At 38.0% G+C, this 26,532-nt stretch carries 25 protein-coding genes; 16 read left to right on the plus strand and 9 right to left on the minus strand.

Translation table 11 applies throughout. From position 1 onward, the window contains the following. Positions 1-33 precede the first annotated feature (33 nt). The 4 genes from MTO68_RS14530 (at position 34) to MTO68_RS14545 (ending at position 4,882) form a co-directional block, all read left to right on the plus strand. A complete protein-coding gene (locus MTO68_RS14530) occupies positions 34-867 on the plus strand; it encodes an RNA methyltransferase (RefSeq protein ID WP_244013059.1) in 834 nt (277 codons plus the stop codon). Further along, on the plus strand, positions 867-1,691 hold the full coding sequence (gene cysE, locus MTO68_RS14535) for a serine O-acetyltransferase (RefSeq protein WP_244013061.1): 825 nt from the start codon (positions 867-869) through the stop codon (positions 1,689-1,691). Before MTO68_RS14530 ends, cysE begins: the two co-directional genes overlap by 1 nt. A gap of 149 nt (positions 1,692-1,840) precedes the next feature. Beyond that, positions 1,841-2,767 (plus strand): hypothetical protein, encoded by a 927-nt coding sequence (locus MTO68_RS14540; protein ID WP_244013063.1) that lies wholly within the window; start codon positions 1,841-1,843, stop codon positions 2,765-2,767. Positions 2,768-2,869: 102 nt separating this feature from the next. Continuing rightward, complete coding sequence (locus tag MTO68_RS14545; RefSeq protein ID WP_244013065.1) at positions 2,870-4,882, plus strand: alpha/beta fold hydrolase; 2,013 nt, start codon at positions 2,870-2,872, stop codon at positions 4,880-4,882. A gap of 108 nt (positions 4,883-4,990) precedes the next feature. Here MTO68_RS14545 and MTO68_RS14550 read toward each other — a convergent pair whose 3' ends face one another. Further along, positions 4,991-5,410 carry a GFA family protein gene (locus MTO68_RS14550; RefSeq protein ID WP_034618305.1) on the minus strand — a complete coding sequence of 140 codons (420 nt, stop codon included), beginning with the start codon at positions 5,408-5,410 and terminating at the stop codon, positions 4,991-4,993. 166 nt (positions 5,411-5,576) lie between these two features. Between MTO68_RS14550 and MTO68_RS14555 the strand changes: the two genes are divergently transcribed. Together MTO68_RS14555 and MTO68_RS14560 are read left to right on the plus strand one after the other, a co-directional pair. Then, on the plus strand, positions 5,577-5,822 hold the full coding sequence (locus MTO68_RS14555; protein ID WP_004719281.1) for a hypothetical protein: 246 nt from the start codon (positions 5,577-5,579) through the stop codon (positions 5,820-5,822). A gap of 108 nt (positions 5,823-5,930) precedes the next feature. Further along, on the plus strand, positions 5,931-6,368 hold the full coding sequence (locus MTO68_RS14560) for a PaaI family thioesterase (protein WP_034618304.1): 438 nt from the start codon (positions 5,931-5,933) through the stop codon (positions 6,366-6,368). Between the two features lie 36 nt (positions 6,369-6,404). On the opposite strand, the gene MTO68_RS14565 is transcribed toward MTO68_RS14560, so the two are convergent. Together MTO68_RS14565 and MTO68_RS14570 are read right to left on the minus strand one after the other, a co-directional pair. Then, complete coding sequence (locus MTO68_RS14565) at positions 6,405-7,094, minus strand: hypothetical protein (RefSeq protein ID WP_244013067.1); 690 nt, start codon at positions 7,092-7,094, stop codon at positions 6,405-6,407. A 137-nt stretch (positions 7,095-7,231) separates the two neighbouring features. After that, positions 7,232-7,864: a metal-dependent hydrolase gene (locus tag MTO68_RS14570; protein ID WP_244013068.1), complete on the minus strand. Its 633-nt coding sequence runs from the start codon at positions 7,862-7,864 to the stop codon at positions 7,232-7,234. 217 nt (positions 7,865-8,081) lie between these two features. Between MTO68_RS14570 and MTO68_RS14575 the strand changes: the two genes are divergently transcribed. Then, positions 8,082-8,258 (plus strand): hypothetical protein, encoded by a 177-nt coding sequence (locus MTO68_RS14575; protein ID WP_244013070.1) that lies wholly within the window; start codon positions 8,082-8,084, stop codon positions 8,256-8,258. Between the two features lie 154 nt (positions 8,259-8,412). Here MTO68_RS14575 and yaaA read toward each other — a convergent pair whose 3' ends face one another. Continuing rightward, entirely contained in the window at positions 8,413-9,192 is a 780-nt protein-coding gene (gene yaaA / locus MTO68_RS14580; protein WP_244013072.1) for a peroxide stress protein YaaA, read from the minus strand. Between the two features lie 124 nt (positions 9,193-9,316). Here yaaA and MTO68_RS14585 point away from each other — a divergent pair, with 124 nt between their 5' ends. Beyond that, positions 9,317-9,949, plus strand: a complete 633-nt coding sequence (locus tag MTO68_RS14585) for an alpha/beta fold hydrolase (protein ID WP_004719268.1) — start codon at positions 9,317-9,319, stop codon at positions 9,947-9,949. Between the two features lie 52 nt (positions 9,950-10,001). Here the strand turns inward: MTO68_RS14585 and rtcR are convergent, their stop codons facing one another. Then, a complete protein-coding gene (rtcR, locus tag MTO68_RS14590; protein WP_244013074.1) occupies positions 10,002-11,603 on the minus strand; it encodes an RNA repair transcriptional activator RtcR in 1,602 nt (533 codons plus the stop codon). A 273-nt stretch (positions 11,604-11,876) separates the two neighbouring features. On the opposite strand from rtcR, the gene MTO68_RS14595 reads away from it, so the two are divergent. The 8 genes from MTO68_RS14595 (at position 11,877) to MTO68_RS14630 (ending at position 21,707) form a co-directional block, all read left to right on the plus strand. Continuing rightward, entirely contained in the window at positions 11,877-12,854 is a 978-nt protein-coding gene (locus MTO68_RS14595; RefSeq protein ID WP_244013076.1) for a ribonuclease Z, read from the plus strand. Between the two features lie 618 nt (positions 12,855-13,472). After that, complete coding sequence (locus MTO68_RS14600) at positions 13,473-15,104, plus strand: TROVE domain-containing protein (RefSeq protein ID WP_244013078.1); 1,632 nt, start codon at positions 13,473-13,475, stop codon at positions 15,102-15,104. A 1,167-nt stretch (positions 15,105-16,271) separates the two neighbouring features. Continuing rightward, positions 16,272-16,553 carry a hypothetical protein gene (locus tag MTO68_RS14605; RefSeq protein ID WP_209828500.1) on the plus strand — a complete coding sequence of 94 codons (282 nt, stop codon included), beginning with the start codon at positions 16,272-16,274 and terminating at the stop codon, positions 16,551-16,553. Positions 16,554-17,274: 721 nt separating this feature from the next. Beyond that, positions 17,275-18,540 (plus strand): RtcB family protein, encoded by a 1,266-nt coding sequence (locus tag MTO68_RS14610; RefSeq protein WP_244015981.1) that lies wholly within the window; start codon positions 17,275-17,277, stop codon positions 18,538-18,540. A gap of 301 nt (positions 18,541-18,841) precedes the next feature. Next, on the plus strand, positions 18,842-19,303 hold the full coding sequence (locus MTO68_RS14615; protein WP_004822548.1) for a DIP1984 family protein: 462 nt from the start codon (positions 18,842-18,844) through the stop codon (positions 19,301-19,303). Between the two features lie 487 nt (positions 19,304-19,790). Continuing rightward, on the plus strand, positions 19,791-20,069 hold the full coding sequence (locus MTO68_RS14620; RefSeq protein WP_244013080.1) for a CPCC family cysteine-rich protein: 279 nt from the start codon (positions 19,791-19,793) through the stop codon (positions 20,067-20,069). Beyond that, a complete protein-coding gene (gene rtcA, locus MTO68_RS14625; protein WP_244013082.1) occupies positions 20,047-21,078 on the plus strand; it encodes an RNA 3'-terminal phosphate cyclase in 1,032 nt (343 codons plus the stop codon). The genes MTO68_RS14620 and rtcA overlap by 23 nt, the downstream gene beginning before the upstream one ends. 185 nt (positions 21,079-21,263) lie before the next feature. Further along, positions 21,264-21,707: a DUF2147 domain-containing protein gene (locus MTO68_RS14630; RefSeq protein ID WP_244013084.1), complete on the plus strand. Its 444-nt coding sequence runs from the start codon at positions 21,264-21,266 to the stop codon at positions 21,705-21,707. 86 nt (positions 21,708-21,793) lie between these two features. On the opposite strand, the gene MTO68_RS14635 is transcribed toward MTO68_RS14630, so the two are convergent. The 4 genes from MTO68_RS14635 to pheA form a co-directional block, all read right to left on the minus strand. Continuing rightward, a complete protein-coding gene (locus tag MTO68_RS14635; protein ID WP_239045365.1) occupies positions 21,794-22,378 on the minus strand; it encodes a GAD-like domain-containing protein in 585 nt (194 codons plus the stop codon). Positions 22,379-22,399: 21 nt separating this feature from the next. Continuing rightward, positions 22,400-22,780: a hypothetical protein gene (locus MTO68_RS14640; RefSeq protein WP_004822559.1), complete on the minus strand. Its 381-nt coding sequence runs from the start codon at positions 22,778-22,780 to the stop codon at positions 22,400-22,402. A gap of 118 nt (positions 22,781-22,898) precedes the next feature. Then, complete coding sequence (locus MTO68_RS14645) at positions 22,899-25,145, minus strand: bifunctional prephenate dehydrogenase/3-phosphoshikimate 1-carboxyvinyltransferase (protein ID WP_244013086.1); 2,247 nt, start codon at positions 25,143-25,145, stop codon at positions 22,899-22,901. A gap of 32 nt (positions 25,146-25,177) precedes the next feature. Next, positions 25,178-26,284, minus strand: coding sequence for a prephenate dehydratase (pheA, locus tag MTO68_RS14650; RefSeq protein WP_004719240.1), 1,107 nt, complete (start codon positions 26,282-26,284; stop codon positions 25,178-25,180). Between the last annotated feature and the right edge of the window lie 248 nt (positions 26,285-26,532).

Genomic DNA, 26,532 nt, shown 5'->3' on the forward strand with positions numbered 1-26,532 from the left:
TTTGAATTTAAAGCTTAATATTTTGGAATATTCATGGATATTTTCGACAATGCTGTGATTTCACAGCATTTAAGTCATGTACGTATTGTCATGGTCAATACGACACTTCCTGCCAATATCGGAAGTGCTCTACGTGCAATGAAAACAATGGGCTTAACTAAACTTGTGCTCGTTGCACCTAAAACCTACCCTCACCCAGATATAGATGCCTTGGCAGCGGGTGCGGCAGATCTGATTAAGCACATAGAAATTGTCGACAGCTTAGAAAATGCCATTAAAGATTGTCATATCGTATTTGGAACCAGTGCGCGTAGTCGCACCATTCCGTGGCCTTTGCTTGATGCACGCCCTGCGGCGCAAAAATCTATGCAAGCGGTTATTCAACATCAGCAAGAAATCGCTATTGTCTTCGGTCGTGAAGATCGTGGTTTAACCAATGAAGAGCTTGCACTGGCAAACTTTCATGTCACCGTACCAGTGAATAGTGAATATGGTGTGTTAAATGTTGCCCAAGCCATTCAAGTACTGTGCTATGAAATGCGTATGGCAACATTAGAACTGGCTGATAAGAAACTGGATACTGAAGCAATGATGCGGGTAACAGATTCAGCAGATATGCATTGGGATGAACCTTTGGTCACACACGAACAAATGGAACAGTTTTATCCGCATATTGAAAAAATGTTGGCTGATATCGAATTTTTAGACCCTAAAAACCCGCGTTTACTGCCTTTACGCTTGCGTCGATTATTTGGGCGTATACAATTAGATAAGATGGAATATCATTTATTAAGAGGCATTTTTAGCCGAGTTCAAGCCTTAAATAATGGTACATGGAAAAAGTCAAAAGATGAGGATCAAAACTAATGCTAAAACAGCTTAAAGAAGATATCCAAGCTGTATTTGCGCGAGATCCTGCTGCGCGTAATACATTTGAAGTTTTAACCACATATCCTGGGATACATGCATTAATGATGCATCGTGTTGCCCATGAATTATGGGAAAAAGATTGTAAAACTTCAGCACGCATTTTGTCTTCTTTTAGTCGTTTTGCCACAGGTATTGAGATTCACCCTGGCGCTAAAATAGGTAAACGCTTTTTTATCGATCATGGTATGGGTGTGGTGATTGGTGAGACAGCAGAAATTGGTGATGATGTCACCTTGTATCATGGGGTGACTTTAGGTGGCACGACATGGAATAAAGGTAAACGTCATCCGACTTTAGCAGACGGTGTTGTAGTAGGCGCTGGTGCAAAAATCCTAGGCCCTTTTGTGGTCGGTAAAAATGCTAAAGTCGGCTCAAATGCTGTGGTGACTAAAGCTGTACCTGATGGCGTCACGGCGGTAGGTAATCCTGCTCGCTTTATTAGCAAAGATAAAGAAATCGTCACTACACCAGAACCAAGTTGTCCAGAAGAAATGACCAGTGGTATTGAAAACACAGAATTTCAAGCCTACGCAGCCGTACCAGAACAATCCGACCCTATGCTTGATGGTATGCGTGTTTTGTTAGATCGTTTGGAACAAAATGAAAAACGCATCAATAGTTTGTGCCAACGTTTATCACTTTTAGACCCAACCTTTAATTTACAACACAATATTGAACAGCCTTTAAGTGAAGATGAAATCAAAATTATTGAAGAAGTTAGACGTGAATGTGAAGCACAAAACCACTCATCGAAAGCATAAGGTTTCCTAATACTTCACAAAATGAAGTGTCAATAGACTGTAATGTATAATTTTTAATAATACGAACCAAATCAAGTTGCATGTTCAGACGTCTTTTCATAGACTGATGCGCATGCACGTTTTTTAATATAAATTAATGGAAGAAACACATGACGATTAAGCCTTTGGCATATGCATTGCTCGCAACATCATTACTTACTGCGTGTTCAACAACACCGACCAAGCAACAGAATAAAATAGATGCAAACGAGCCGTTTATTTACACTGAGCCTGAATTGTCTCCTCCGTTCTATGCATTAAACCCTTTCGATTACTCGCAACCGCCAGTTTTTGAATTAGAGTTAAAAAAAGCAGCGGCTCAACCTGTAAACAAACTCGAAGTGACTGATCCTGCAAATCCAAGCCAAAAAATCATTTTAGATACCAATAAACTGATTGTACCTACAGTAAATAGCGCACAACGTGCTATGAAATATGCAGTACTTGCTGGAAACAATGAAATTGACATCACAGCCATTGATGATTTCTTGCAAATGGTTGAAGGTAAAGCACGTCATTACCCACCACAATTTAGTGACCGTAAAGAACGTAAAGGCTTTGAAGGCAAGTTGAAAGAAGTCTCTACTCAGCTTGACCAATTGGCTGCGGCACCAAATGCTTCTTTTGATATTTTGATTCGTGCATTTAAAGCCAGTGTTTTAGGACGTAACCTTGACCTAGGTTCTTCTTATACCACCAAGTCACTAGAATATGCTCAACGTATTCTCAAAATCAACAAAGATGATGCTGAAGCAAACTTATGGTTTGGTTTCTCTTTATCTGAGGGTGGCGGTCAAAAAGAAGCGATTCCATATTTAGATAAAGCCATCAAACAAGGTGTTCAAGAAGCCTATTTATCTTCTGCAAACAACTTTATTGGTATGGAGCAAAAGAAAAATGCGATCCAAACCTTGAAAAACTATAAAGTGAAATACCCAGAAGAAGCTGAAGTTGCTGATCGTTTAATTCAAGAAATTGAAAAACAAGGTCGTTACAACGTTTGGCAGGTTTTGAAAAACCCAGCTCTGGCAAAATAAATTTATAAATTTTTGAAAAAATAGGCTGAACATTCAGTCTATTTTTTTGTTTATAAATTGAATAAAACTAACGTATGATTCAGACAAAGATTGATCTAGTTAATGATTATGCAATACTCAAAAAACAATATTTTGCTTTGTGCTTTAGCAATGAGCCCATTGATTTTATCTGGATGCCAAGTTGTCAGTGTAAAAAATCAAAAGGTGAACGTAACCATTGCCAATGAACGTGACAGCATTTTGACACGTTCAAAAATGAGTGAAGCCAGCTTAAATGTTTTATCAATGACTGGACGTGAAGCCAAATCGTGTACAGATGAACCCGAAAAATGTGTGGCTGATTTAGCCGAAATTCCACAGATTCAAGATGAACAACTGCTTTCCACCGCAAGTGAAATTTACTTAACCAAAGCAATCAATCTTGGTGACTCATCTAATTGTAAAGTCAGTCTTTTTTCAAAACATCAATCCACTGAAAAGCAGCAAGCCTCTCAGAAAAACTATGAGCAATGTTTAGATCAGCAAATGGTGATGTTAGATAATAGTATCCGTTATAGTTATGCCTATTTGTTTAAAACTGAACGCCAACCCCAAGACCGTATTTTTAACAACCGACAAGTTCAGATACGTGACTTTTATAATCAAGCCTTAGCCAAACTGATTTCGACATATGCCATAAGAAATAAAAACCAAAAAGTGGCAAAACAAATTAAAGTGGGCAAAAGCACTTATCGTATTAATTTTAATGGCTACCCAGCACTGGCTCAAATTGAACTTGAAGATCTCGTTTCAAGCTATAATTTAAACTTCTCAGGATTACGTTCGATCAACCGTAGAGACGGTTTCGGTGCAGAATTTGTCGCAATTTTACCCAACACGACAGCACCTGAAGAAAACAAATATATTGTGAATCCGTTTGATTATAAATACAAAAATGGCATGAATCCCAATATTCATCAACCGCGTTATTTATCGGTCAGTATTGCAGCGCAACCTGAAAATGCAAATGAATCATTACAGAACATCTTACATAATCCAAATTTTCAACTGAATGTGTATGACCCTTATAGCATTGAAAATTTAAAAATTGGTGGTAAACAATACCCGCTTGCTGCAAACTTTTCAGCACCCTATGGTCTATGGCTGGCTCAAAACAACTTAGGTATTGCGGCTTATTTGAGCTTAATTGATCGCGATCAAAGCCTGACCATGCCTCATTTATATATGCTTGAACCGTATAACCCCAATAAGAAAGTGATTGTTTTGGTACACGGTTTAGCCAGTAGCCCTGAAGCGTGGATTCGCTTAACCAATGATATTATGGGTGACAATGTATTACGTGAGCACTATCAAGTCTGGCAGGTTTTTTATTCAACCAATATGCCAATCTTAGAAAGCCGTTTTCAGATCAATGCCATCATTAATCAAGGTTTTGCTTCAATTAATCAAAATTCGGCTTCTGCTAAAGATGCCGTACTGATTGGGCATAGTATGGGCGGGATTATTGCGCGCTTATTAGTCAGTGATGCTAATCTGACGCAACCTGCCTTAAAGATGTTGAACAATCGTAAATTTGATAAATTTAAAGATGATCCAATGTTCAAATCTCGTTTGACCATTCAATCTGTGCCTAATTTTGATCGTGCTATTTTTATTTCAGCACCACATTGTGGTACTGCATTTGCTGATCGCTGGTTCACTTTGGCTGCTCGTCGGATTATTAAGCTGCCAGGTGCATTCTTAGGGGCCTTAGCTGATTCTATTGATGAGCGTGATTTAAATGCAAAAAACTTTTTAAAAGATGTTGGGCATGGACTAATTCAAAATGGTCCAAGTGACTTAAGTCATAGCTCAAACTTCACCAAATTGACTGAAAACGTTATGCCAAAGAAAGACATGATCTATCATTCAATTATGGGCAATATCACCAATAGCAACGATCCTAACGTGATGACGGATGGAATCGTTCCATATACCAGCTCACATTTGGACGGCGCAGTATCTGAGAAAATTATCAAAGGTGGTCATTCGATCCAAGAGACACCTGAAGCGGTATTGGAACTTAGACGGATTTTAAGATTACATTTGACGGAACTTGGGCTTTATAAACCTTAAACTCAGCGTCCAAGCACATAAAAATGCCAGTCAATCTTAAATTGGCTGGCATGGAATTATTGGTCTTATAAAAACTTAAGGTCTTATCAGAATCAGTGAATAACTCACTTAAGAATCAGTGGTTCCGGCAAATAGTGCAATCACATCTGCTTCGGTTAGTTTTTTTGTCTCATTGTTAAAAGCATAAAACTCAGGTTTATTGTCTATAAAAATTTCCATATCGAATTTTATATCTTGAGGCTGTTGATCCAATGCAAATGCATTGATATTGCAATAACTCTGGTCTTTAGTCCGCCAAAATAAATTTGTACCACAACAGTTACAAAAGCCTCGCTCGCCCCAATCAGAAGAATTATAAATGCTTAAGTGCTGATCTTGAGTAAACTGTAAACTGCCCTGTTCGACATCAATCGTCATAATTACACCGCTCGTTTGTCTTCGGCAAATTGAACAATGACACGCATGAACATCATGATTTTTTAATTCAACCGTAAAAGTTGTTGCCCCACAAACACATTGCCCTTTCATAATGATTTCCTTGTTTTATAAATTTTCCATAAAGATACTACAATGATGTAGTGAAATTATAGTGAAACAGATATTTTTCATCATACGCATGTTTTTTAATTGAAAAGCGAAATGATTCGCTCTAAATTAGTCAATACAACAATTTAAATATAATATTTGGAAAAGTATGCGTTATAAAATTATAGATGTTTATCAGCTCCAAAATATTCAACGGTATATTGCAAAGTGTCTAAAGACACAATCACCTCAATTCATTGTGATTGAAAGTGATCAAACCTTATGTAAAGAGCTCGATATTATTGATGTCGACTTACAAGCATCGATTGCCACGTGGGCAACGGGTGAAAGAATTGATTTAAAAATCATTCATCAATCCAACCATATTGAAAAATTCTACGATTTTGAACATTAAAAAGATCAACTCAATCGTTCAAATTCAATAAAAAGTTTGACAGTAAATCCCTCAACATCATATTTTATTTTAAGTTCTCTTTTAGAACCCTATATAAAGGATAAATATATGAAACACCCAAAAGAAATGACAGGGCTTGAATTTCTACAAGCAATGGTTGATGGACAAATTCCTAGAGCATCGATTAGTGAAACCATCCCGATGGATTTACATGAAATTTCGCATGGTCATGCAAGTTTTAAAGTCAAAGCGGATCAGCGTCATTTAAATCCTTTAGGTGGCGTACATGGCGGTTTTGCAGCAACAGTTTTAGATTCAGCAACTGGCTGTGCTGTACATACCACCCTAGAAGCAGGCGTAGGTTATGGGACCATCGATTTAAATGTAAAAATGTGCCGCCCTGTACCTCAAAATAAGCAATTATTTGCTATTGGACAGTTGATTAATTTAAGTAAAAGCCTGGCCATTTCTGAAGGGAAACTGGTCGATGAAGATGGCAAATTATATGCACATGCAACAGCGACCTGTATGATTATTCGTGCATAACTGGCTGCTTAAAGTGCTATTTATATTGAATAGCACTTATTCAGCATTAGCCTTCGGTTCATCAACATACATCTTACCCATCTTCAGCTGTTTTAGGCTCTCATCCCATTCCAGATTACGCTTGCAATTGATTGCTTCTGCACGGCTAATTTCTGCCATGTTTTGCCCACAATATCCCCCACCAACTTCGACTTGAACGATAGCTTTGGCTTGATTATTTATAATCTGATAAGAAAATACTGCACTGTTAAAAATTTCTTGTATGGTTTTATGATCTTTAGATTGATAGATCACCAGCTGATCTCCCCCATGCCCTCTAAATACACCATCTTCAATACACCTAATCGAGTCAGGTTCATAAATATATTCTGGCTGATCATCCCCAATTAAATCCACAACCGTAACAACATCTTTCATATCAACCGCTACAGCTTGCTTACAATGTTTCTGTGCATTTTTTACCTGCTGTATAAGCTCATCAGGATAATTTAATCCTTTAGATTTATGCTCTATTTTTGCTTCAGTAACAGTCGTAGGAATTTCGACTTCAACTTCACTGCTTGCCTTTCCTGTATCAGCTTTTGCACGATCAACTTTGTCATTATTATCTGCTGCAATCGCTGCTTTTTTCGTAGACTCCGCTGGAGCTGCATTCTGAGAATTTTGTTGAGAACAAGCGCTTAAGAAAACAAGCCCTGATAAACTCAAAATATTGACAATGTTCAAAATATTTTCCTAAATATAAACTAAGGTTTCTTAATAAAATAAATACTTAAAGTTATGAAATTTAACTATAAAAATGAAATCAGAAAATTTATAAAAGACCGAATAATAACGATTTCTGCTCTGATATAAATTCACTTTTAAAATTTTGACAAATTTACTTTCGCATTTTGCTCAAAATGTTTTCTAAAATATTCAGTCTGATACAAAGGTTGCATTTGATAAAAATGCTGTAAAACTTCTGCTCTTTTGACTTTATAGATTTCTGCATCAACCCACGCGTATTCTTGTTGAATTTGCTGTTCATATTCTGCAAAACGTTCAACAGAGCTAGCTAAAATTGCTAAATCGATATCAAGTAAATAATTTAAATCATGCTCTTTAGACGGTTGATGCTCTTGTGTTGCAATGATCCATTGAGAAACTTTGTCTAAGACCGATTGCGTTAAAATACCCACACAATGCTTGTGCATTAATTGAGCACTTTGTTGTTCATTATCTTTTGCTTGTGGATTATAAACGGCATCATGAAACCAAATTGCCAACTCAACAGCAACAGGATCATTCAATTGCGCTTTTACTTGGTGAAATAACTCAAGGCATTCGACAATATGTTGAACCGTATGATAATGACGTTGTGGCTCGGTATAAGCAGCAACAAGCAACTGCTGTAAAAAAATAAACTGCTCTGTTTCGATTGCTATGTGATTCGCAAATTCAGCCCAATACTGATTGAATGGTTTGGGGTAATTTTCTGTTTTAGCTATGATCATATTTATAGAACATCTAAGACTTTATATATTAATACAACATTTTTGGTTGTTATCCCATGTTCGGTGATGAGTTTACACATAAACAAATCACCGAAAGACCTGCAGATTATTTTATAGTCAAACTAGCTAATTATTCATACAAGTGATTTCTATCAAGTCATTGATCAAAAATGAAGCTTATTTTTTGTGCTTTTGAATCATAGATGGTGATCCTACCGTGGGGCGACAGGGATGTCGCCGTTGGGCGGGGGTACAGGACGTACCCCTCGCACAACATGAGCAAAAACAAAGCACTGCTTTGTTTGCAGCGCAAGGTTTGGCAATCCCTGCGAAAAGTGAGGCATCGCCTACGCAAAGCTATTTAAACATTGAATGTAAGGTGTGGCAGTGCTAGATTTCCACCATCAAATAATTGATTTAATTAAAGATATGTTTAATTTTGTTCAAATCAAAGCGATAAATTCGCTTGGTCATGAATACATTATTTTTGAAAAAGAGCTGGCTTAAGCAAGCCAACTCTCTTTCAATACATTAAACGATTGAAATACTTAAGCAACTTGCTCATCACGCTTAAATACCAGTTCACCTTTCAATGAACTCTCGGCATCGAAATAATAACCATCAGTATTAAAGGACTTAAGATCATCCATTTTTTTCAATTGATTTTGAATGATGTATCGAGCCATTAAGCCACGCGCTTTTTTAGCATAGAAGCTAATCACTTTATATTTACCATTCTTCTGATCTAAGAATACTGGTTTAATAATATCAGCCTGAATTTTTGCTTCCTTGACCGATTTATAGTATTCATCAGAAGCAATATTGACCAATAACGTTGAGCCGCTTTGTTGCAAATCCTGATTGATCAAATCGGTAATTCGATCCCCCCAAAATTCATAAAGATTATGACCACGGGTATTGGCAAGTTTTATTCCCATTTCCAAACGATACGGCATCATTAAATCAAGAGGACGTAATAAGCCATATAGACCAGATAAGCTGCGTAAATGATCTTGCGCAAAATTGAGATCGTCTTGCGACAAACTATATGCATCCAGACCAGTATAAACATCGCCTTTAAATGCAAAAATTGCTTGTCGCGCATTGGCAAAACTAAAGTCAGCATTCCAGTCACGAAAGCGCTCCGCATTGAGATTGGCAATTTTTTCACTGACACTCATCAAACTGGCAATATTTGAAGCGGAGAGTTTACGACTTAGGTCTATAAGCTGTTGAGATTGATCCAGCAGTCTTGGTAGAGTGTGCGTATCGGTCGGGAGTGCTGACTGGTAATCGAGCGTCTTAGCAGGGGAAATTAAGGCGAGCATGGTCTTCCTGATCAAAAAATAACTAATCAAACTATAACAGTCGGGATATTTTAATTCCAATTCATGTTTTCTGTGAACAGAATCGGTAAACTATCGCACTTCCCTGCTTATGATCGTTTAAATTATGTCCGAACAACTGTTCATTCAAGGTTCGGTTGGCAAAATTGAAGTTTTTGTTGACTATCCTGTGGGCGAAGTAAAAGGTTTTGCTGTCGTTTGTCATCCTCACCCACTGCAAGGTGGTACACCTCAACATAAAGTTCCTGCTTTACTTGCACAAATCCTCTCTGAACAGGGTTGTGTGGTCTATCGCCCAAGTTTTCGTGGTTCTGGACAAAGCGATGGAATCCATGATGAAGGCTTTGCTGAAACTGAAGATATTCTAGAGGTCATTAGACACGTTAGACAATTACACAAAAGTCTACCTTTCTATGTTGGCGGTTTTAGTTTTGGTGCACATGTAATGGCAAAAGCCTATCATGCGCTACCTGATGAAATTAAACCGCAACAAGTGATCTTATGTGGTTTACCAACATCCACTGTAGATGGTCTGCGTCATTATGTTACCCCAGCAATTAAAGGCGATATCCTATTTGTACACGGTGAAGCAGATCCGACGACTAAACTCTCTGATTTGCTTGAATGGGCGAAACCACAGCGCCATTTAATTACCGTATTGCCAGGTGCAAACCATTTCTTTACAGGTTATTTAAAGCAGTTAAGAATCGCAATTTCGCGTTTTCTTCTTGTGCCATAAATCTGAATTTAAAAAGAATTCTAGGATAAATAAGGTGAATGATTCACTTTATTTATCCGTTCACATCATCCCAACTCAGAGCAAATTTCGCCAAATACTTTTTCACGCGATCACTGTCGTTGGTGGTTTGTCTTTGCTCACGAGATACAGAAAATAAACGCCGGCCAGCATCGGCCATGGATTTCGATTTTTGGCAAACCTCAATCACCCCCTGCAATTGAATACGATCAAATTCATCAATCTGCGCCACTTGTTCAGCACTTAAAATTTTCATCAGTGACGATTGGGTTAAAGCATCTTTATTTTCAGCAATATTCCAAATTTGTTGTAGTCGGCCAATCTCAGCATTTACTTCATGTAAACCAATACGCTCGCCATTGGCTAAAGTTGCCATACGCGTCACGCTTGCAGTTAAATCACGAAAATTCCCTTGCCAACTGGCATCCAAAGATTGCGCAAATTTTAAATATTTTTCTAAGGCATCGGTATGAAAACGTAACTGCCGTTGATGCGCAACAGCAAAACGCTGTAACTCAAAGGTGATGTTCGGTTCAATATCTTCCACACGATCTTTTAAGCTCGGTAAAAAGAAGGTCCATGTATTTAAGCGAGCCCATAGATCTTCACGGAACCGCCCTGCACGGACTTCCTCACGTAAATCTCGATTGGTTCCAGCAATCAACTGAAAGTCAGCCTGAACCTCTTTATCACTTCCTACAGGAAAGAATGACTTATCCTCCAAGGCCTTGAGCAACATGGCTTGCTCATCCAACCCTAGCTCGCCGATTTCATCGAGAAATAAAATGCCATTATCCGCACTTTTTAAATAGCCAGTACGTGCTGCAATAGCGCCTGTAAATGCACCTTTACTATGACCAAATAATGTCGACATCGCACTATCACCAACCAGCGTTGCGCAGTTCACATCAATAAAGCGTCCTGAAAGATGAAATTTTTCCTTTTTCAATTGATAAATTTGCTTGGCTAAATGCGACTTACCGACCCCTGTTGCACCCATAATCAAAATTGGCGCACTTGAGCGTGTTGCAACCAGCTCTACTTCTTGAATCATTTGATTAAAGTTTTGGTTCTTCGTGGCAATATTGGCTTTTAACTGCTGCCAATTTTCAGACTGTTCATGTTCAAACCGCTGGGTTAATGCTGCATATCGAGATAAATCTAAATCTATAATCCGATATTCACCCTCAGGTTGTTGTTTACCTGTAGGTGCACTTTGAATGAGTTTGGCTGGTAAATAATGCGCATCAATTAATAAATACCAACATATTTGCGCAACATGCGTACCTGTGGTGATATGTAATAGATAATGATTGTTCTCAGTATCAAAAGAATATGATTTTACAAAGTCATATAATGCACCATACATATCCGAAAAATCCCAGGGATCACGGATATTCACCTTATGGCCAGTAATCTGGGTTTGTGGTGAGATTTCTAAAGCATCTTGTCGCAAATGATCAATTAAGCTGACATTACGGCGATCATGTAACAAAACCAGCTCATCAACCACTAAATCTTCATGCATCAACAAACTCATGGTGGGACGCCAGCGTTGCCAGCGATCAAGTTTTTTCCCTTGATCTAAAGTAGAACCCACAAAACCAATCACGACTGTTTTTTTAAATTTTTGCATATTTCTATAAATCTATATAATTTTATATATCTTGCTTAAAGCATAGTTTTATTTTGTCAAAAATCAAATATTGTTTATACCGTCATTTTTTAATATTTTAAAAATCTCAGTTTCTCTTTTGAATATAATGCGACTATACTATTGATGTACAAAGCTTTTACTCACTTCTCCCATCACCGTCTGATTCGACACTTTTTTGATGGAATCCACCCTGCTTTGTTGTAAAAACAATCATAGAAAACATTTTAAATATTCAATAGGTTTTAATTCCTCATGTTACAGTTTACATTCTTAGGGACATCCTCTGGTGTGCCCACATTAACACGCAATGTGTCAGGTTTAGCGATTCATTATTGCAAAAGCAAAGACTGGATATTGCTTGATGCAGGCGAAGGTACACAGCATCGTATTCAACAAGCAAAACTCTCTTTACAACATTTAAAAGCCATTTGCATTACGCATGTACACGGCGATCATTGTTATGGCTTGATGGGTTTACTGGCAAGTGCTGGTATGAATGCACGTAAAGATCCAATCACGCTGATTGCACCCAAAGAAATTCAGCAATGGTTAGAAGTAACCTGTCAATTCACTGAACTTTTCCTGCCTTATCCAATACATTTTATCGATGTAAATACATTGACGAGTCCATTGCAATTGGATGAGCATATTTCTATTGACGTTCATCACTTACACCACCGTGTGACAAGTTATGCTTATGGCTTTAAAGCGACACAAACTCAGCGCAAACTCAATACTGAGGTTTTAAATCAACTCAAAATTCCGAAAGGTAAACTCTGGGGCGATCTACAACAAGGTCAAAATATTGAGTGGAATGGGCAGTCCATCTTAAGTCAAGATGTTCTCATTCAAAACACTCAAAGTGTTTACGCCATTGTCGGTGGAGATAACGACCAGCCAGAATTACTATCCAACGCTTGTCAGGATGCGGCACTACTGATTCATGAAACCACCTATACCCAAGCTGTATTGGATAAAGTAGGTGCAGCTCCAATGCACAGTTCTGCGAAAATGGTCGCTGAGTTTGCCGAATCGATTCGGCTATCCAATTTAATTGCAACCCATCTCAGTGCCCGTTACCACGATGCACAAGGTGTGCAAAGCATTGGTGATGAAATTGCCCAGTACTATCATGGTAATTTTTATATTGCTGATGATTTTGGTCAGTATGAACTAAATATGCACGGCGAATTAACACAGCTTCGCTCTGGAAAACCTTGGGAAAAGTAATTTTCCCAACTTCAATTTAACGCTATGCAATATTGTTGAATCATAGATGATCGTTCTATCGTGTGGCGACATGGATATCGCCCATTGTGTGTAGGAATGCGGGGGGACAGGATCTACCCCTCGTCCAACATGAGCAAAACAAAGCACGGCTTTGTTTGCAGCGCAAGGTTTGGTATCCCCTACGAAAAGCTATTTAAACTTTAAATGTAAGGTATGGCAGTGCAAGCTTTTTATATTCAAATAGTTTATTCCGCCATGCAATTAATTTAATTAAAAATATGAATTAAAAAAACATCTTTTTGTGTCTGAGTTTTTTAATAGATTGACTATATCCCAACTAACTTTGCTTTTAGCTGGAGTTAGTGTCCTTTTTTATTTGCACAACATTAGGCTCATTGATTTTTTACTTTAAAAATAGAAATAAAGATAAAAACCTATAAATAAAGATATTTTATTTTATAACTTTTAAATTTAAAAATAAACAACCACTGAACTTTTAAAACTTTTAAACTCATAAAATCAGTCATTTAAAAATAAAAATTCATTCCAAAGCAAAACTTGGCACACTCTCTGCAATATCTATCTCAAGAAATTAAAAAATCACTTGAGGATGCTGTCATGGCGAACAAGACAATTTTTGCCTCTAAACAACAGGCAAAACCAAAAACCATTGAATACAACGAAGCTGGTGGTCGCGCATATAAATTAAAATCTCGTGCCGCATTAGCGCAGCTTGCTGCAACAGGTACACTGAATCAGACCTTTTATCAAAATGCACAAGTGCAACTTGATAATATTCTAAACCTAGCGCTTGAAGTAGAGCCTGAATTTGTGGCTAAAACTGCAATTTATGCACGCCAAAAGGCACATATGAAAGATACACCAGTGGTGTTATTGGCTTTACTTTCTGAACTTGATGCAGAATTATTTAAGCAAGTTTTTCCTTTGATTATTGATAATGGAAAACAGTTGAGAAATTTTGTTCAAATCATGCGCTCTGGAATGATTGGTCGTAAGTCATTAGGTTCATTACCGAAACGTATGGTCAATGAATGGATTCTTTCAGCATCGGATCAACAATTGATTGCGGCCAATATTGGAAACAGCCCTTCACTTGCTGATGTGTTAAAAATGACCCATCCAAAACCAAAGACAGTTCAACACGATGCTTTTTTTGCCTATGTCCTAGGAAAAGAATACCAACTTGTCCAACTACCGACTCAAGTGCAAGCATTAGAAGAGTTTCGATTGGGAACAGCAACACAAGTACCTAAAGTGCCGATGCAGCTTCTAACCAATTTAAATTTGAATGCGAAACAATGGGCCGAAATTGCAAAAAATGGTTCTTGGCAAATGCTACGTATGAACTTAAATACCTTCTTACGCCATGATGTTTTTAAAATCAAAGGAATGACAAAAATCATTGCCGATAAATTGATGGATGAGCAAGCCATAGCCAAAAGTCGAGTATTTCCATATCAATTGATGATGGCTTGGTCAGCACTTGCAGAGGATATGCCACATGAAATTGCCAATGCGCTAAAGTTTGCTATGCAGCGCGCCATCGCCAATGTACCGAAACTTGAAGGAAATGTGGTGATTGCGATTGATGTTTCCGGTTCGATGTCGAGTTCTGTGACGGGTTATCGTCAGGGTGCAACCTCTCAGTTGCGTTGCGTAGATGCTGCTGCATTATTTGCTAGTGCATTTAAATATGTAAATCCAAATATTCGTTTGATGCCGTTTGATACTGAAGTTCGTCAATTATCCAATTTCAGCAAAGTACAGGAATATTTAAAACGAAAAAATTTTGGAAAACAGCAAAATTCAGAAATTGATATTTTTGCTTTGGCTAAAAAGTTTGCCAGCATGTGTGGTGGAGGAACTGATTGCTCTAAGCCTTTGGAACTGTTAGTGAAAGAAAATGCCAAAGTTGATATGGTAATTTACTTTTCTGATAATGAATCATGGGCAGATCAAGTTCCAAGATCACATCGAAAAACAGGGATGATGCATTATTGGAAACAGTTAAAACAGCATAACCCTGCTGCAAAACTGGTGTGTGTTGATTTGCAACCCTATACCACCACACAAATGCCTGAACATAGCGATGTGATGAATATCGGTGGATTTTCCGATACGGTATTTCAACTGATTGAAAGTTTTGCCAAAAATGAAATGCATGCAGATCATTGGGTAAACGAAATTGAAAAAATAGATATTATACAAACTCAGCTTTATGCAAGCTGAATGTATAAACAAATTTGATCGAGTCTCTTCAAGTGTTTACATTTAACAATGTCCATACTTGATAAGACTGGGTTAGATAAAAAGCACAAATGCCATAGGAACTACATTTCAAGATTATGCTGTTTCTATATTTAATTGTTGTGCTAAGTAAGAAATTGCCAAATGCAGATAGAACTACATTACTTTGAATAATTGATGTTTTATCGACACCTTTGTTGGCAAAATACATCGCATAAAATGCGTTAAGGACTACATCTTTAATGCGTAGTTCGGTGGTTCAAATCCACCCTTTTCACGCTTTTCCAAGTTTGAAAAGTAGCTCAGTTGGATAGAGCAACGAAACGTCTTTAACATTTTGTTTATGTAAAGCAGTAAAAGAATCAAATGCTTCAAGGACTACATCTTAAAATTGACGTCATCGGTGGTTCGAATCCACCCCATCATTTCGATGATGGTCGCCAAGTGGTAAGGCACGAATGTCTTTGAAAAACTTGTTGATTCACTTGTAGGGCAGTATATGAAAATATGCTGGGGTCATCAGTCCATCAAATACTCATAGGACTACATTAGAATTCACAGATCAGAGGTTAGATTCCTCTGCTGTATATATACAGTCGCTTAAAGCAAAAGCGGTGAATTGTTTGTCTTATAATCAAATTTGTTGATGGACTTGTGACCTATATTTAAACGATCAAATGCCTGTTGGATTACATCGCGATCTCACGCACAGTATTTCGGGTACTGCACATATCCAACACCAACTTTTTTTGATCTTGTATATGCAATAATGAAAGTAGATCAAATGCTTTGAGGACTACATTACGCGTTTGTCGGTGCTTCGATACCACCCTGTATGACAAGATACAGTAGCTCAGTTGGTAGAGCCACGACTGTCTTCAGCCTTTTGTTGATGTACTCTCATTATAATAAATAGATTTACGCAATAAGCAGTCACAAATATAGATTGGATTACATGGTAATACCTTAGTGCAGGGTTTAAGCCCTCCTATCGTGTTCATTCACAAAATCTGATCTTAACGTTTGTGCCTGCTTTTCTTTTTAAACTCATCATGTTTAAAAGCGATGCTTGTGAATCAATAAAAAATTTGCTAGCTTGGAGACTCAACTTAAAACCAAAGACAGGTGTCAGTCTGTAAAACGCAAATTATGTCTATACAAGTTATTGTTGACGATAACAATCTTGATCTTGCTTTAGAGAAACTAAGAGTCAAAAAGTACTATTTAGAAACTAACCACTGGTATAAGAAGTGCCAGAACTATCATGAAAAACCGCCAAGTAAAAGTCGTAAAAAAAGCGAACTGAAACTTTTACATGGGCATAGTCAAATCCTAGAAGATGATCCTCTCGCACTGAGGTTAAAAATCCATATCGAAGAACATTATCAACCAACTGATGATAATACGGTATGGGATATGAACAAAAATTAAGATTCACAAATTTCATCAAACTCAGCTTGGGAGAAGAAATTCTCCCAAGCTAGATTTCATACTATAATCTGTAACATGATAGATATCCTGAATAATAACAATGCGTACTTGGTTTGCTTTCCTCTTATTTCCTTTAGTAATTTTTGTATTCTTATTTTTCTTCTATGTCATTTTCTTACTTTCACTCACTTTGGGCTGCGGTTTCCAGCAAGAAGATATCCCAACCTGCTCAAAAATTTATTATTTTTCAATTATATCAATATTCCCAATAGCTATTTGGCTTGGCTATTTTACAACTAAATTTGCACCACATTGTGGAAGATATTTCCTTAGTAGTATTTATAGCCTAATATTTTCAATCACTTTATTTACATATTTACAAGGCTCCCAAATAAGCCTCATCTTTTCAATTGGTTTTAGCCTCCTTTTCTTATTATGTTTAGGAATTGGTTGTTTTATATTTTATTTAAAATATAAAAATAGATAAATTACTATCTAAAATAATATTTAAATTTGCATATTTTTTTAAAATGCACATTTAAAATAAAATTTAAATTTATTTATTAATTATAAATCAATAATTTATAAATAAAAATCTCAAACCCATAAAACTTGGCACACTCTCTGCAATATATAGAGCATACATCATGAGATGTATATAAATATCACCTGCTTGCAACCGCTTGGCAGGCAGGTTTTGAAAAGGATCAAAGCAATGTCTATGTTAGTCGCAGAACAAATCGAAAAACAAACTTCCTTAGCACAGGAACGTACTTATAACGTAATTCAGGATGCTAAAGGTGTTCCTATAAAAATGTGGACCAAAGGTGTCCCTGTCGATGAGAAATCGAAAGACCAATTATTAAAGACAGCACAAATGCCATTTATTTATAAATGGATGGCAGTAATGCCAGATGTACATGTAGGAATCGGAGCAACGATTGGGAGTGTAATTCCAACCAAAGGCGCAATCATCCCTGCTGCGGTCGGTGTAGATATTGGCTGTGGAATGATGGCCGCACGTACTTCGCTAAGCGCATCAGATTTACCAGATAACTTACACGCTCTGCGTACCGAACTTGAACGTTTAATTCCACATGGTATGACCAAAGGTCGTGGTCGTCGTGACCGAGGTTCATGGGATACACCTACTGCACGTGTTGATCAGGCTTGGGCTGAGTTGGTGACTGATTTTGAATATATCTGTGCCAAGCATCCCCGTTTAAAAAATACCAACAACCATAAACAGTTAGGTACTTTGGGAACTGGAAACCATTTTGTTGAAGTCTGTTTAGATGAGCATCAACAAGTATGGATTATGTTGCACTCAGGTTCTCGTGGTGTTGGAAATGCGATTGGTAACCACTTTATTGAGCTTGCACGTAAAGATATGCAAAAGCATTTTATTAACCTGCCTGATAAAGATTTAGCTTATTTAGTGGAAGGTACCGAACACTTTGATGATTATTGGTTTGCGGTGGGTTGGGCACAACGATTTGCCATGAAAAACCGTGAGTTAATGATGGAAGCTGCGGTTCAAGCTTTACGAATCATCATCAACAAACCATTTAATGCCAAAGTTGAAGCCGTTAATTGCCACCATAATTATGTGGATAAAGAAGAACACTTTGGTCAGGAAGTACTGGTGACACGTAAAGGTGCTGTACGTGCCCGTTTGGGTGAGTATGGAATTATTCCGGGTTCAATGGGTGCCAAGTCTTTTATTGTCAAAGGTAAGGGAAATCAGGAGTCTTTCTGTTCATGTTCGCATGGTGCCGGTCGTGTACATAGCCGTACTGCAGCGAAAAAGTTGTTTACTGTGGAAGATCAGATTGAACAAACCAAAGGTGTAGAATGCCGTAAAGATGCAGCCGTGATTGATGAGATTCCATCTGCGTATAAGCCAATTGAAGATGTGATGAAAGCGCAAAGCGATTTGGTGGAAGTTGTTTATACCTTAAGTCAGATTGTTTGTGTAAAGGGTTAGTTGATGCATAAATTAGCGAGTTTAGATTGTAAAATCTAAACAATGCTATTGGGCTTTAGCTTGGGGCCATGAATGTTCAATTTAGGATGATGCATTGGATTATTCTTATTTAGAATTTTGTAATTATGATCTACCTGAAGACGATGATTATAATTCCATGACCACTTGGTATGAAATTCAAATTTTAGAAGACATTATAGAATTTGCCGAATCAATCCCAGTTGATACACCCCCAGCAAACTTTATATGAAATCGTTGTGTTAAATATTTATTGACTATTAAAAGCGATAAGGAAAATAAAATGAAACTTGCAGAAGCACTCTTATTACGAAGCGATCAACAAAAGAAACTCGCTTCATTAAAACAACGTATCAATGCGAACGTATTGGTACAAGACGGTGATGAGCCATCCGAGGATCCAAACGAGTTATTAAAGCAAGTATTTGCATTAACTCAAGAATCCCAAAAACTTGTTTATGCCATTCATCAAACTAATGCTTTGGCAAAATTAACAGATGGTCGTTCATTATTGGCTTTACTTACTCAACGTGATGAGCTTGTCGAGCGCCATAAAATTTTAACGTCTGCCATCAGCAACACACAACGTGAGCCTGACCGCTATAGTACACGTGAAATAAAATGGCATAAGGTCATTCCAGTATCATCATTGCAAAAACAATCCGATGATATCAGTGCCAAATTACGCGACTTGAATGTATTGATACAAGCCACCAATTGGCAAGTTGATTTACTTGACGTTTAAAGCCATCATTTAAAAGCTTTGATAGGGCCTACCCTATCAGACCTCGAAATATATTGGGCGAGTACAAGATCTAAGGCTGTATAGATTGAAATAAAAGTCAGCATCATTTTTGGGTAATGACAGCGAAGCGGATTTAGAGCGGAAACGCACCAATCAAATCCATCACCTTTCATCACTTAAACCTTTGTGAATCAGAGTAACTATTCACACTGCATTACCACGTACTGACAATATATTTCACCTTATCTCAAGTGATTCGTCATTTGAGAAAACCCGAACATACTGGGCGAGTGCAAGATCCCCCACCTCCACAACACAGGATTGAAAATAAGGTGTAGTGGCTTGATGAGCGAGCGGGTTAGCTTAAAACTTTAAGCACAAATCAACCCATCACTACGTACAAGGCAAACCTTTGTGAAAGCAAAGTTACAATGCACTGAGCATCACCATGCACTGACAGTATGTTCACCCCTTTTAGGAATTTTTAATGAATTACCCTTGTTCTTGTTGTCATCATTACACGAGAGATCAACCTTCGGGTAATTTTGACTTTGAGATTTATCCAGTTTGTTTTTGGGAAGATGATCCTGTACAAAATATTCATCCAAATTCAAAAAGTGGTGCAAATGCAATCTCATTAGCAGAGGCACAAGATAATTATCAACAATATAGTGTAAGTGAATTACGATTTTTAAAACATGTTCGAAAACCGAATGATTTAGAAAGAAATGATGAAGAACAAAATGAACACATTAGTAAAAAATAAAACCATCCAAATTGATGGCTCACAAGGTGAAGGTGGAGGGCAAATTTTAAGAACTGCCCTTTCATTGTCTATGTTAACGGGTATTCCATTTGAGCTTGTGAATATTCGTGCAGGGCGTAAAAAGCCGGGCTTAATGCGACAGCATTTAGTCTGTGTACAAGCATCACAACGCATCAGTAATGCCATTGTGGAAGGTGCTGAACTACATTCACAAAAATTATATTTTCAACCCCAACAAGTTCAAGCGGATAAATATGATTTTCATATTGGTTCAGCGGGCAGCACAGTATTGGTTTTACAAACACTACTGCCTGCGCTGATGATGCAAAATGAAATCAGTCACATCAGTATCCACGGCGGAACACATAATCCAATGGCACCGACTGCAGATTTCATAGAGTCTTGTTTTCTACCTGCTCTTCATAAACTTGGAATAAAAGTCGACTTTGAATGCGAACGTGCTGGTTTCTTTCCAATTGGTGCAGGTCAAATCAATATTACAACTTATCCGTGGATAGATAAGCTTGAATATTCAGTATTAGATAAAGGCAAATTACTGGAAATACATGGCTATGCCGCTGCTTTAAATATTCAACAGAATATTGCGGATCGTGAACTGGAAGTATTGCATAACAAATTGAGCTTAAGCCAACGTAATAGACTAAATTTTCAAGGGATTAGTCAAGGGAATACGGCTTTTGTGGTGTTAAATTACCAACACCACCAACAAGTATTTTCTGCGTTAGGTGAAATGAAGAAAAGTGCAGAAAAAGTAGCGCATGATTTAGCCAAAGAAGTTAAATCCTTTTTAGCTTGCGATGCTGTGGCTGACGAATATCTAGCAGACCAACTTTTATTGCCTTTAGCTTTAGGTAAAGGCGGTGCATTTACTGCTCAAGTTGTCAGTGAACACACTACGACACAAGCTGAAATGATTCAAAAATTCTTAGATTGTGAAATTCACTTTGAAGCAATCAATGATATTTTTAAGGTGAGTGTCATCACATAAGCTACTGCTATGCTAAATCCAGTTTACAAGCTCATCAATTGCTTATCTTTATGTGCCAATTCATTTTAAATTTCATACTTATTGGCACATTATGTAAATAAATGACCCAACTATTCATTATATAATCAACGCCTTAAATAAGTATGATTTTAAAGTAGAAAATACCCACTTAAGGAATAAGGGAAATGATGAGAGTTTTATTGGGGTCAGCATGTATCGCATTTTTAACATCGACAGCTTTTGCAGAAGATATCGTGGGAACTTGGCGTTATATCGATGACAAAACTGGTGAAGCAAAGGGACTGGTTAAAATTGAAAAACAAAGTAACGGTACCTATGCGGGTACAGCATTAAAAGCAACACCACGCCCAGGCTACACCCCAAAAGAATTTTGCACCAATTGCCCTGCACCTTATACCAACAAGCCAATTATTGGCTTACAGGTAATCTCTGGGCTAAAGACAGATGATCATGTGAGTTATACTGATGGGAAAATTATTGACCCAGTTTCAGGTAAAATCTATCGCTTAAAAGGTAAAGTCAGCCCAAATGGCAAGAAACTATTTCTTCGTGGATATTTCGGTATTTCAGCAGTAGGTCGTAGCCAAACATGGTTACGTGTCGAGTAATAGCATAATTTAATTCATAATAGAAATGACAGTTTTATCTCAATCAAACTGTCATTTCTAAACATCTATTTTGAATGATTTTTAAATCAGTTATTCACAGCAAGTTGATATAAAAAATCTAAATGTGTAGCTGCATCACCCTTATCTAAATTGAGATCACTGGCACGCCCACCCAATCTCAGTGCAGGAAGATAACAATACATTTGATTATCAGTTAATTTACCATATTGAGTTTGTGCCTTTGCTAAGGCTGATTTTTCTAAAAATTGCTCAATGATCTCATCATCACAAATCCAGTCATTAAAAAAATCTGTTAATGACCAAGCTGTTACCCCAATATCCGAGTTGTGCGGGTCGATAAAGGATACATCCTCATCGCCATCATCGCTCAATAAACGATAATAAAACACCAAACCAAATGCCGAAATAGCAATGGGTAATCGGGTCATATCAGGTTGATCTTTCATTAACCATGACCAAAGCACATCTTGATAAAGCTCAGGGTTAATGATCTGTAGCAAACCGTTACCATAGAAGCCAAAACCATGATTTTGCCAAAGCTCTAAGAGCGCTTCAGGTAAATACGCTTGATATTTTTTTACAGTTTCAGGGCTTACTGTGTTTCCCGCCTGATCTACTGAAAATTTATCGATAAATGTTTGTAATTGCATAAGTATCTTCTCTAGCCCTGCTTATACTTTCCATTCAAATCCACTAAACGCATCATCTTCTTTTAATGTATTTTCTACAGCATTTGCCAATTGCTTAATCATGCTCTGGGTTGCAATCTTCTTAAACCATGCTTGCTCTTCATCAGCATGGGCTGAAATTTCACAAGTTAATAATCCTTGATCATTTAAATGACAATTAACCCCCAAACCAATTGGATGATTTTCTACGCTGACAGCAAGGTCTTCATCGGAGTGTGTTGTTTCCGCTTTAAAGCCATATTGAGACAGTTGTTTTAACAACAAGGTCGTCACGTATTCCTGAGTGACATAACATACATTTTCACCATGGTTGTGACTGTTAATATGATTCTCACAGTTTGCTGTAAATTGTAATGTTCTCATTGCTTCATCCAAAAGGCTTTATAGTTGTATGGTTTTAGAATAAGCAATATAAACAAAACAGCCAAGCATTTGCTTGGCTGTTTTTAATTAATTATACAAATATTAGACAAGGACTGATTTATTCGGTGACTTGAATCTGAAGCCCCGCCTGATTAGTGAGTTCAGTAAATGTTGGGAAACTTGTTGCTACAGTTTCGGTACCGATAATCTTGATCTCGCCTGAGTTACGTAAACCCGCCATCGAAAAACTCATTGCAATACGATGGTCATGGTGCGATTCAATTTCACCGCCAGAGAAAATAGCAGACCAGTCGCCCGATTTACCTTTTCCTTCAATGATGATGCCATCATCAGTTGGCGTACAATCAATCCCCATGGTTTTTAAACCATCTGCCATCACTTGGATACGATCAGACTCTTTAACCCGTAATTCAGCGGCACCTGTCAACACCGTTTGCCCTTCAGCACATGCAGCAGCAATAAACAAAGATGGAAACTCGTCAATTGCCAACGGTACTTGATCTTCAGGCATATGAATGCCTTTCAATGTACGGGTACCACGGATACGTATATCAGCAATCGGCTCACCGCCTGCAATTCGTTCATTTTCAACAGTTAAGTCTGCACCCATTTGCTTCAGGATTTCGATTACGCCTGTACGAGTTGGATTAATCCCAACAGCTTCAAGGGTAATATCTGAACCTTCAGTAATGGCAGCACCCACCATAAAGAATGCAGCAGAAGAAATATCAGAAGGCACTTGAATCTCTGTCCCAACCAACTTGCCACCACCGTGTAGTGAAATACGATTACCTTCCGTTTTTACAGCATAACCAAAAGCACGTAACATACGCTCAGTATGGTCACGGGTTGGTTCAGGTTCAATCACAGAAGTTTCACCCTCTGCCCATAGACCTGCCAATAAAATCCCAGATTTGACTTGCGCAGATGCCATTGGCAAATCGTAATGAATGCCTTTCAAGGCTTGAGCGCCAGTGATAGAAACAGGCGGAGTACCACGTTCACCCGTGGTTTGAATTTGCGCACCCATTTCACGTAAAGGTTTTGCTATACGCTCCATTGGACGCTTAGACAAAGACGCATCACCCGTCATCACAGAGTCAAACTGTTGTGCTGAAAGCATGCCTGAAAGCAAACGCATCGATGTACCAGAATTACCCATATACAGTGCCGTTTTGGGTGCTTTTAAACCATGAATACCCACACCATGAATGGTCACTTCACCATTTTTAGGGCCTTCAATACTGACCCCCATATCGCGAAATGCTTGAAGTGTTGCTAAAGCATCTTCACCTTCAAGGAAACCTGTAACGTGGGTTGTACCTTCAGCGATTGCACCAAACATGATGGAACGATGTGACACTGACTTGTCACCCGGCACGGTAAATTTACCTTTAAATGTCTTCTCACCCGGCAAAATGGTAAATTGTTGTGTCACCTTATTTTTCTCCATCAAAGGTTTATTGGCGAGCATATGATTGAAATGCTGTCGTGCCGCTTGTGCATGTCCTAGCAATCCCATCAGGGCTTGTGAATTCTCATCTTCAATCAGTTGACGTAATGTCGCAAGTTGCGTTTCAAAACCATCAACTGCTTTCAATATGGCTGTTTTATTGGCAAAAAATATATCATGCCACATCTGCGGATCACTGGCAGCAATACGTGAGAAGTCACGAAAACCTCCAGCGGCATAACGGAAAATATCTAAGTTATCTTCACGATTTGCAAGCTGTTCGACCAGATTAAATGCCATCAGATGCGGTAAATGACTGGTATGTGCCAACACTTCATCATGTTTGTCCACATCCATACAAATGACTTCTGCTTTTGCAGCCTGCCAAAGCTGAATCAGTTTTTCAACTGCCCAATCAGCACTGCTCGGCAACGGCGTTAGAATCACTTTATGATTCACAAATAAGTCAACTTTACCAGCATGGACACCTGTATGTTCTGCACCAGCAATTGGATGACCAGGTACAAAACCTACAGGAAGATTTTCACCATAAACAGCATGTGCCGCAGCCACCACATTCCCTTTGGTACTGCCGACATCGGTAATGATGGCGTTTTCAGAAACATAAGCTTGAATCGTTTCAAGCACTTTCTGTGTCGCGCGAACGGGTAAAGCCAGAACGATTAAATCTGCATCTTTTACCGCTTCTACAGGATCACTAAAACCCGCAGAAATAATTCCTAAAGCTTTTGCATCTTCCAATGTTTTTTTTGAGCGTGTAGATGCAACAACATTTTCAGCAAGATGTTCGGCTGCAATCACACGGGCTAGACTTGAACCAATCAGTCCAAGTCCAATAAAGGCAACTTTTTTAAATAAAGGTTGTGACATAACGATTTTGAACTACCTATTTCACAACGACATCAAAGCACAGCAATCGGATATGAACCCAGTACACGTACTTCTTTAACCAGTGGACGAATATCTTCAATCGCCGCTTTAACATTGTCCTGTTCCACATGACCTTCAAGATCAATGAAGAATACATACGCCCATTTTTCAGGTAATGCTGGACGGGTTTCAATACTGGTCAAACTAATGTTGTGTTTTGCAAATGGTGCAAGAATTTCCAATAAAGCCCCTGCACGGTCATGTGCTGAAATCAGTAATGAGGTTTTATCATTGCCACTTTGTGGTACTTTTTCACGACCAATGACCAAGAATCGTGTCGTATTTTCAGGGTTATCTTCAATATTGCCGTGGAGAACTTCTAAGTCGTAGATACTTGCAGCCACATCAGATGCAATTGCTGCTGAATGCCATTCATTGCGAATACGGCGTGCAGCCTCTGCATTTGAGCTTAAAGCAACACGCTCTACACCCGGATAATGTGCATCTAACCATTTACGGCATTGCGCAAGTGTTTGTTGATGTGCATAAATTTGTTTAATACTGTCTTTACGAGTATTTGAAGAAATCAGGAATTGGTGATGAATACGCAATTCAACTTCACCAATCACATTTAAATGCGATGCTTTAAAACAGTCTAAAGTATGGTTGACCACACCTTCAGATGAGTTCTCAACTGGAACTAAACCATAATGTGCACTGCCCGCTTCAACCTCACGGAACACTTCATCGATCGTTGGTAGTGGACGAACCACAGCATCCTGACCAAAATGTTTTAATACAGCAGAATGGGTATAAGTGCCGACTGGACCTAAAAATGCAATACTTTGTGGTGCTTCAAGTGCCAAACATGCAGACATAATTTCACGGAATAAACGTGCCATGGTTTGATCTGACAATGGCCCTTCATTGCGCTCCATAACTTGACGTAAAACCTGTGCTTCACGTTCAGGACGATAAAATAACGGATTCTCTTCTGCTGCAAATTTTGCTTTAGCAACTGATTCCGCCAGTTTTGCACGGCGATTGATAAGTTGTTGGATTTGCTGATCTACAGAGTCAATATCTTCACGGATTTGAGCAAGATCTAGAGAAGTCGTTTTTTGATCATCGTTGATCATTGTTATGTCGCCCTTTAAAGTCGAGAATTACGAGAAGTCTATGTTTTAGACCACTGACAGTATAACAATAGTTCAGTTTAATTTGTTGGGCAATAGTGCATTTTTCAATGTTTCACTTTCAACTTATATATTGAATAAAATGTCATCACTTTATAACTTTTCTGACCACAAAATGAATTACAAAGCAGCTATAGAATTTTAAGCATTGCGCTCTATGATAAAAAGCATAAGCGCATTTCGAGTCATAG

It is taken from the genome of Acinetobacter sp. NyZ410, assembly GCF_022828975.1.
Taxonomy (GTDB): domain Bacteria; phylum Pseudomonadota; class Gammaproteobacteria; order Pseudomonadales; family Moraxellaceae; genus Acinetobacter; species Acinetobacter guillouiae.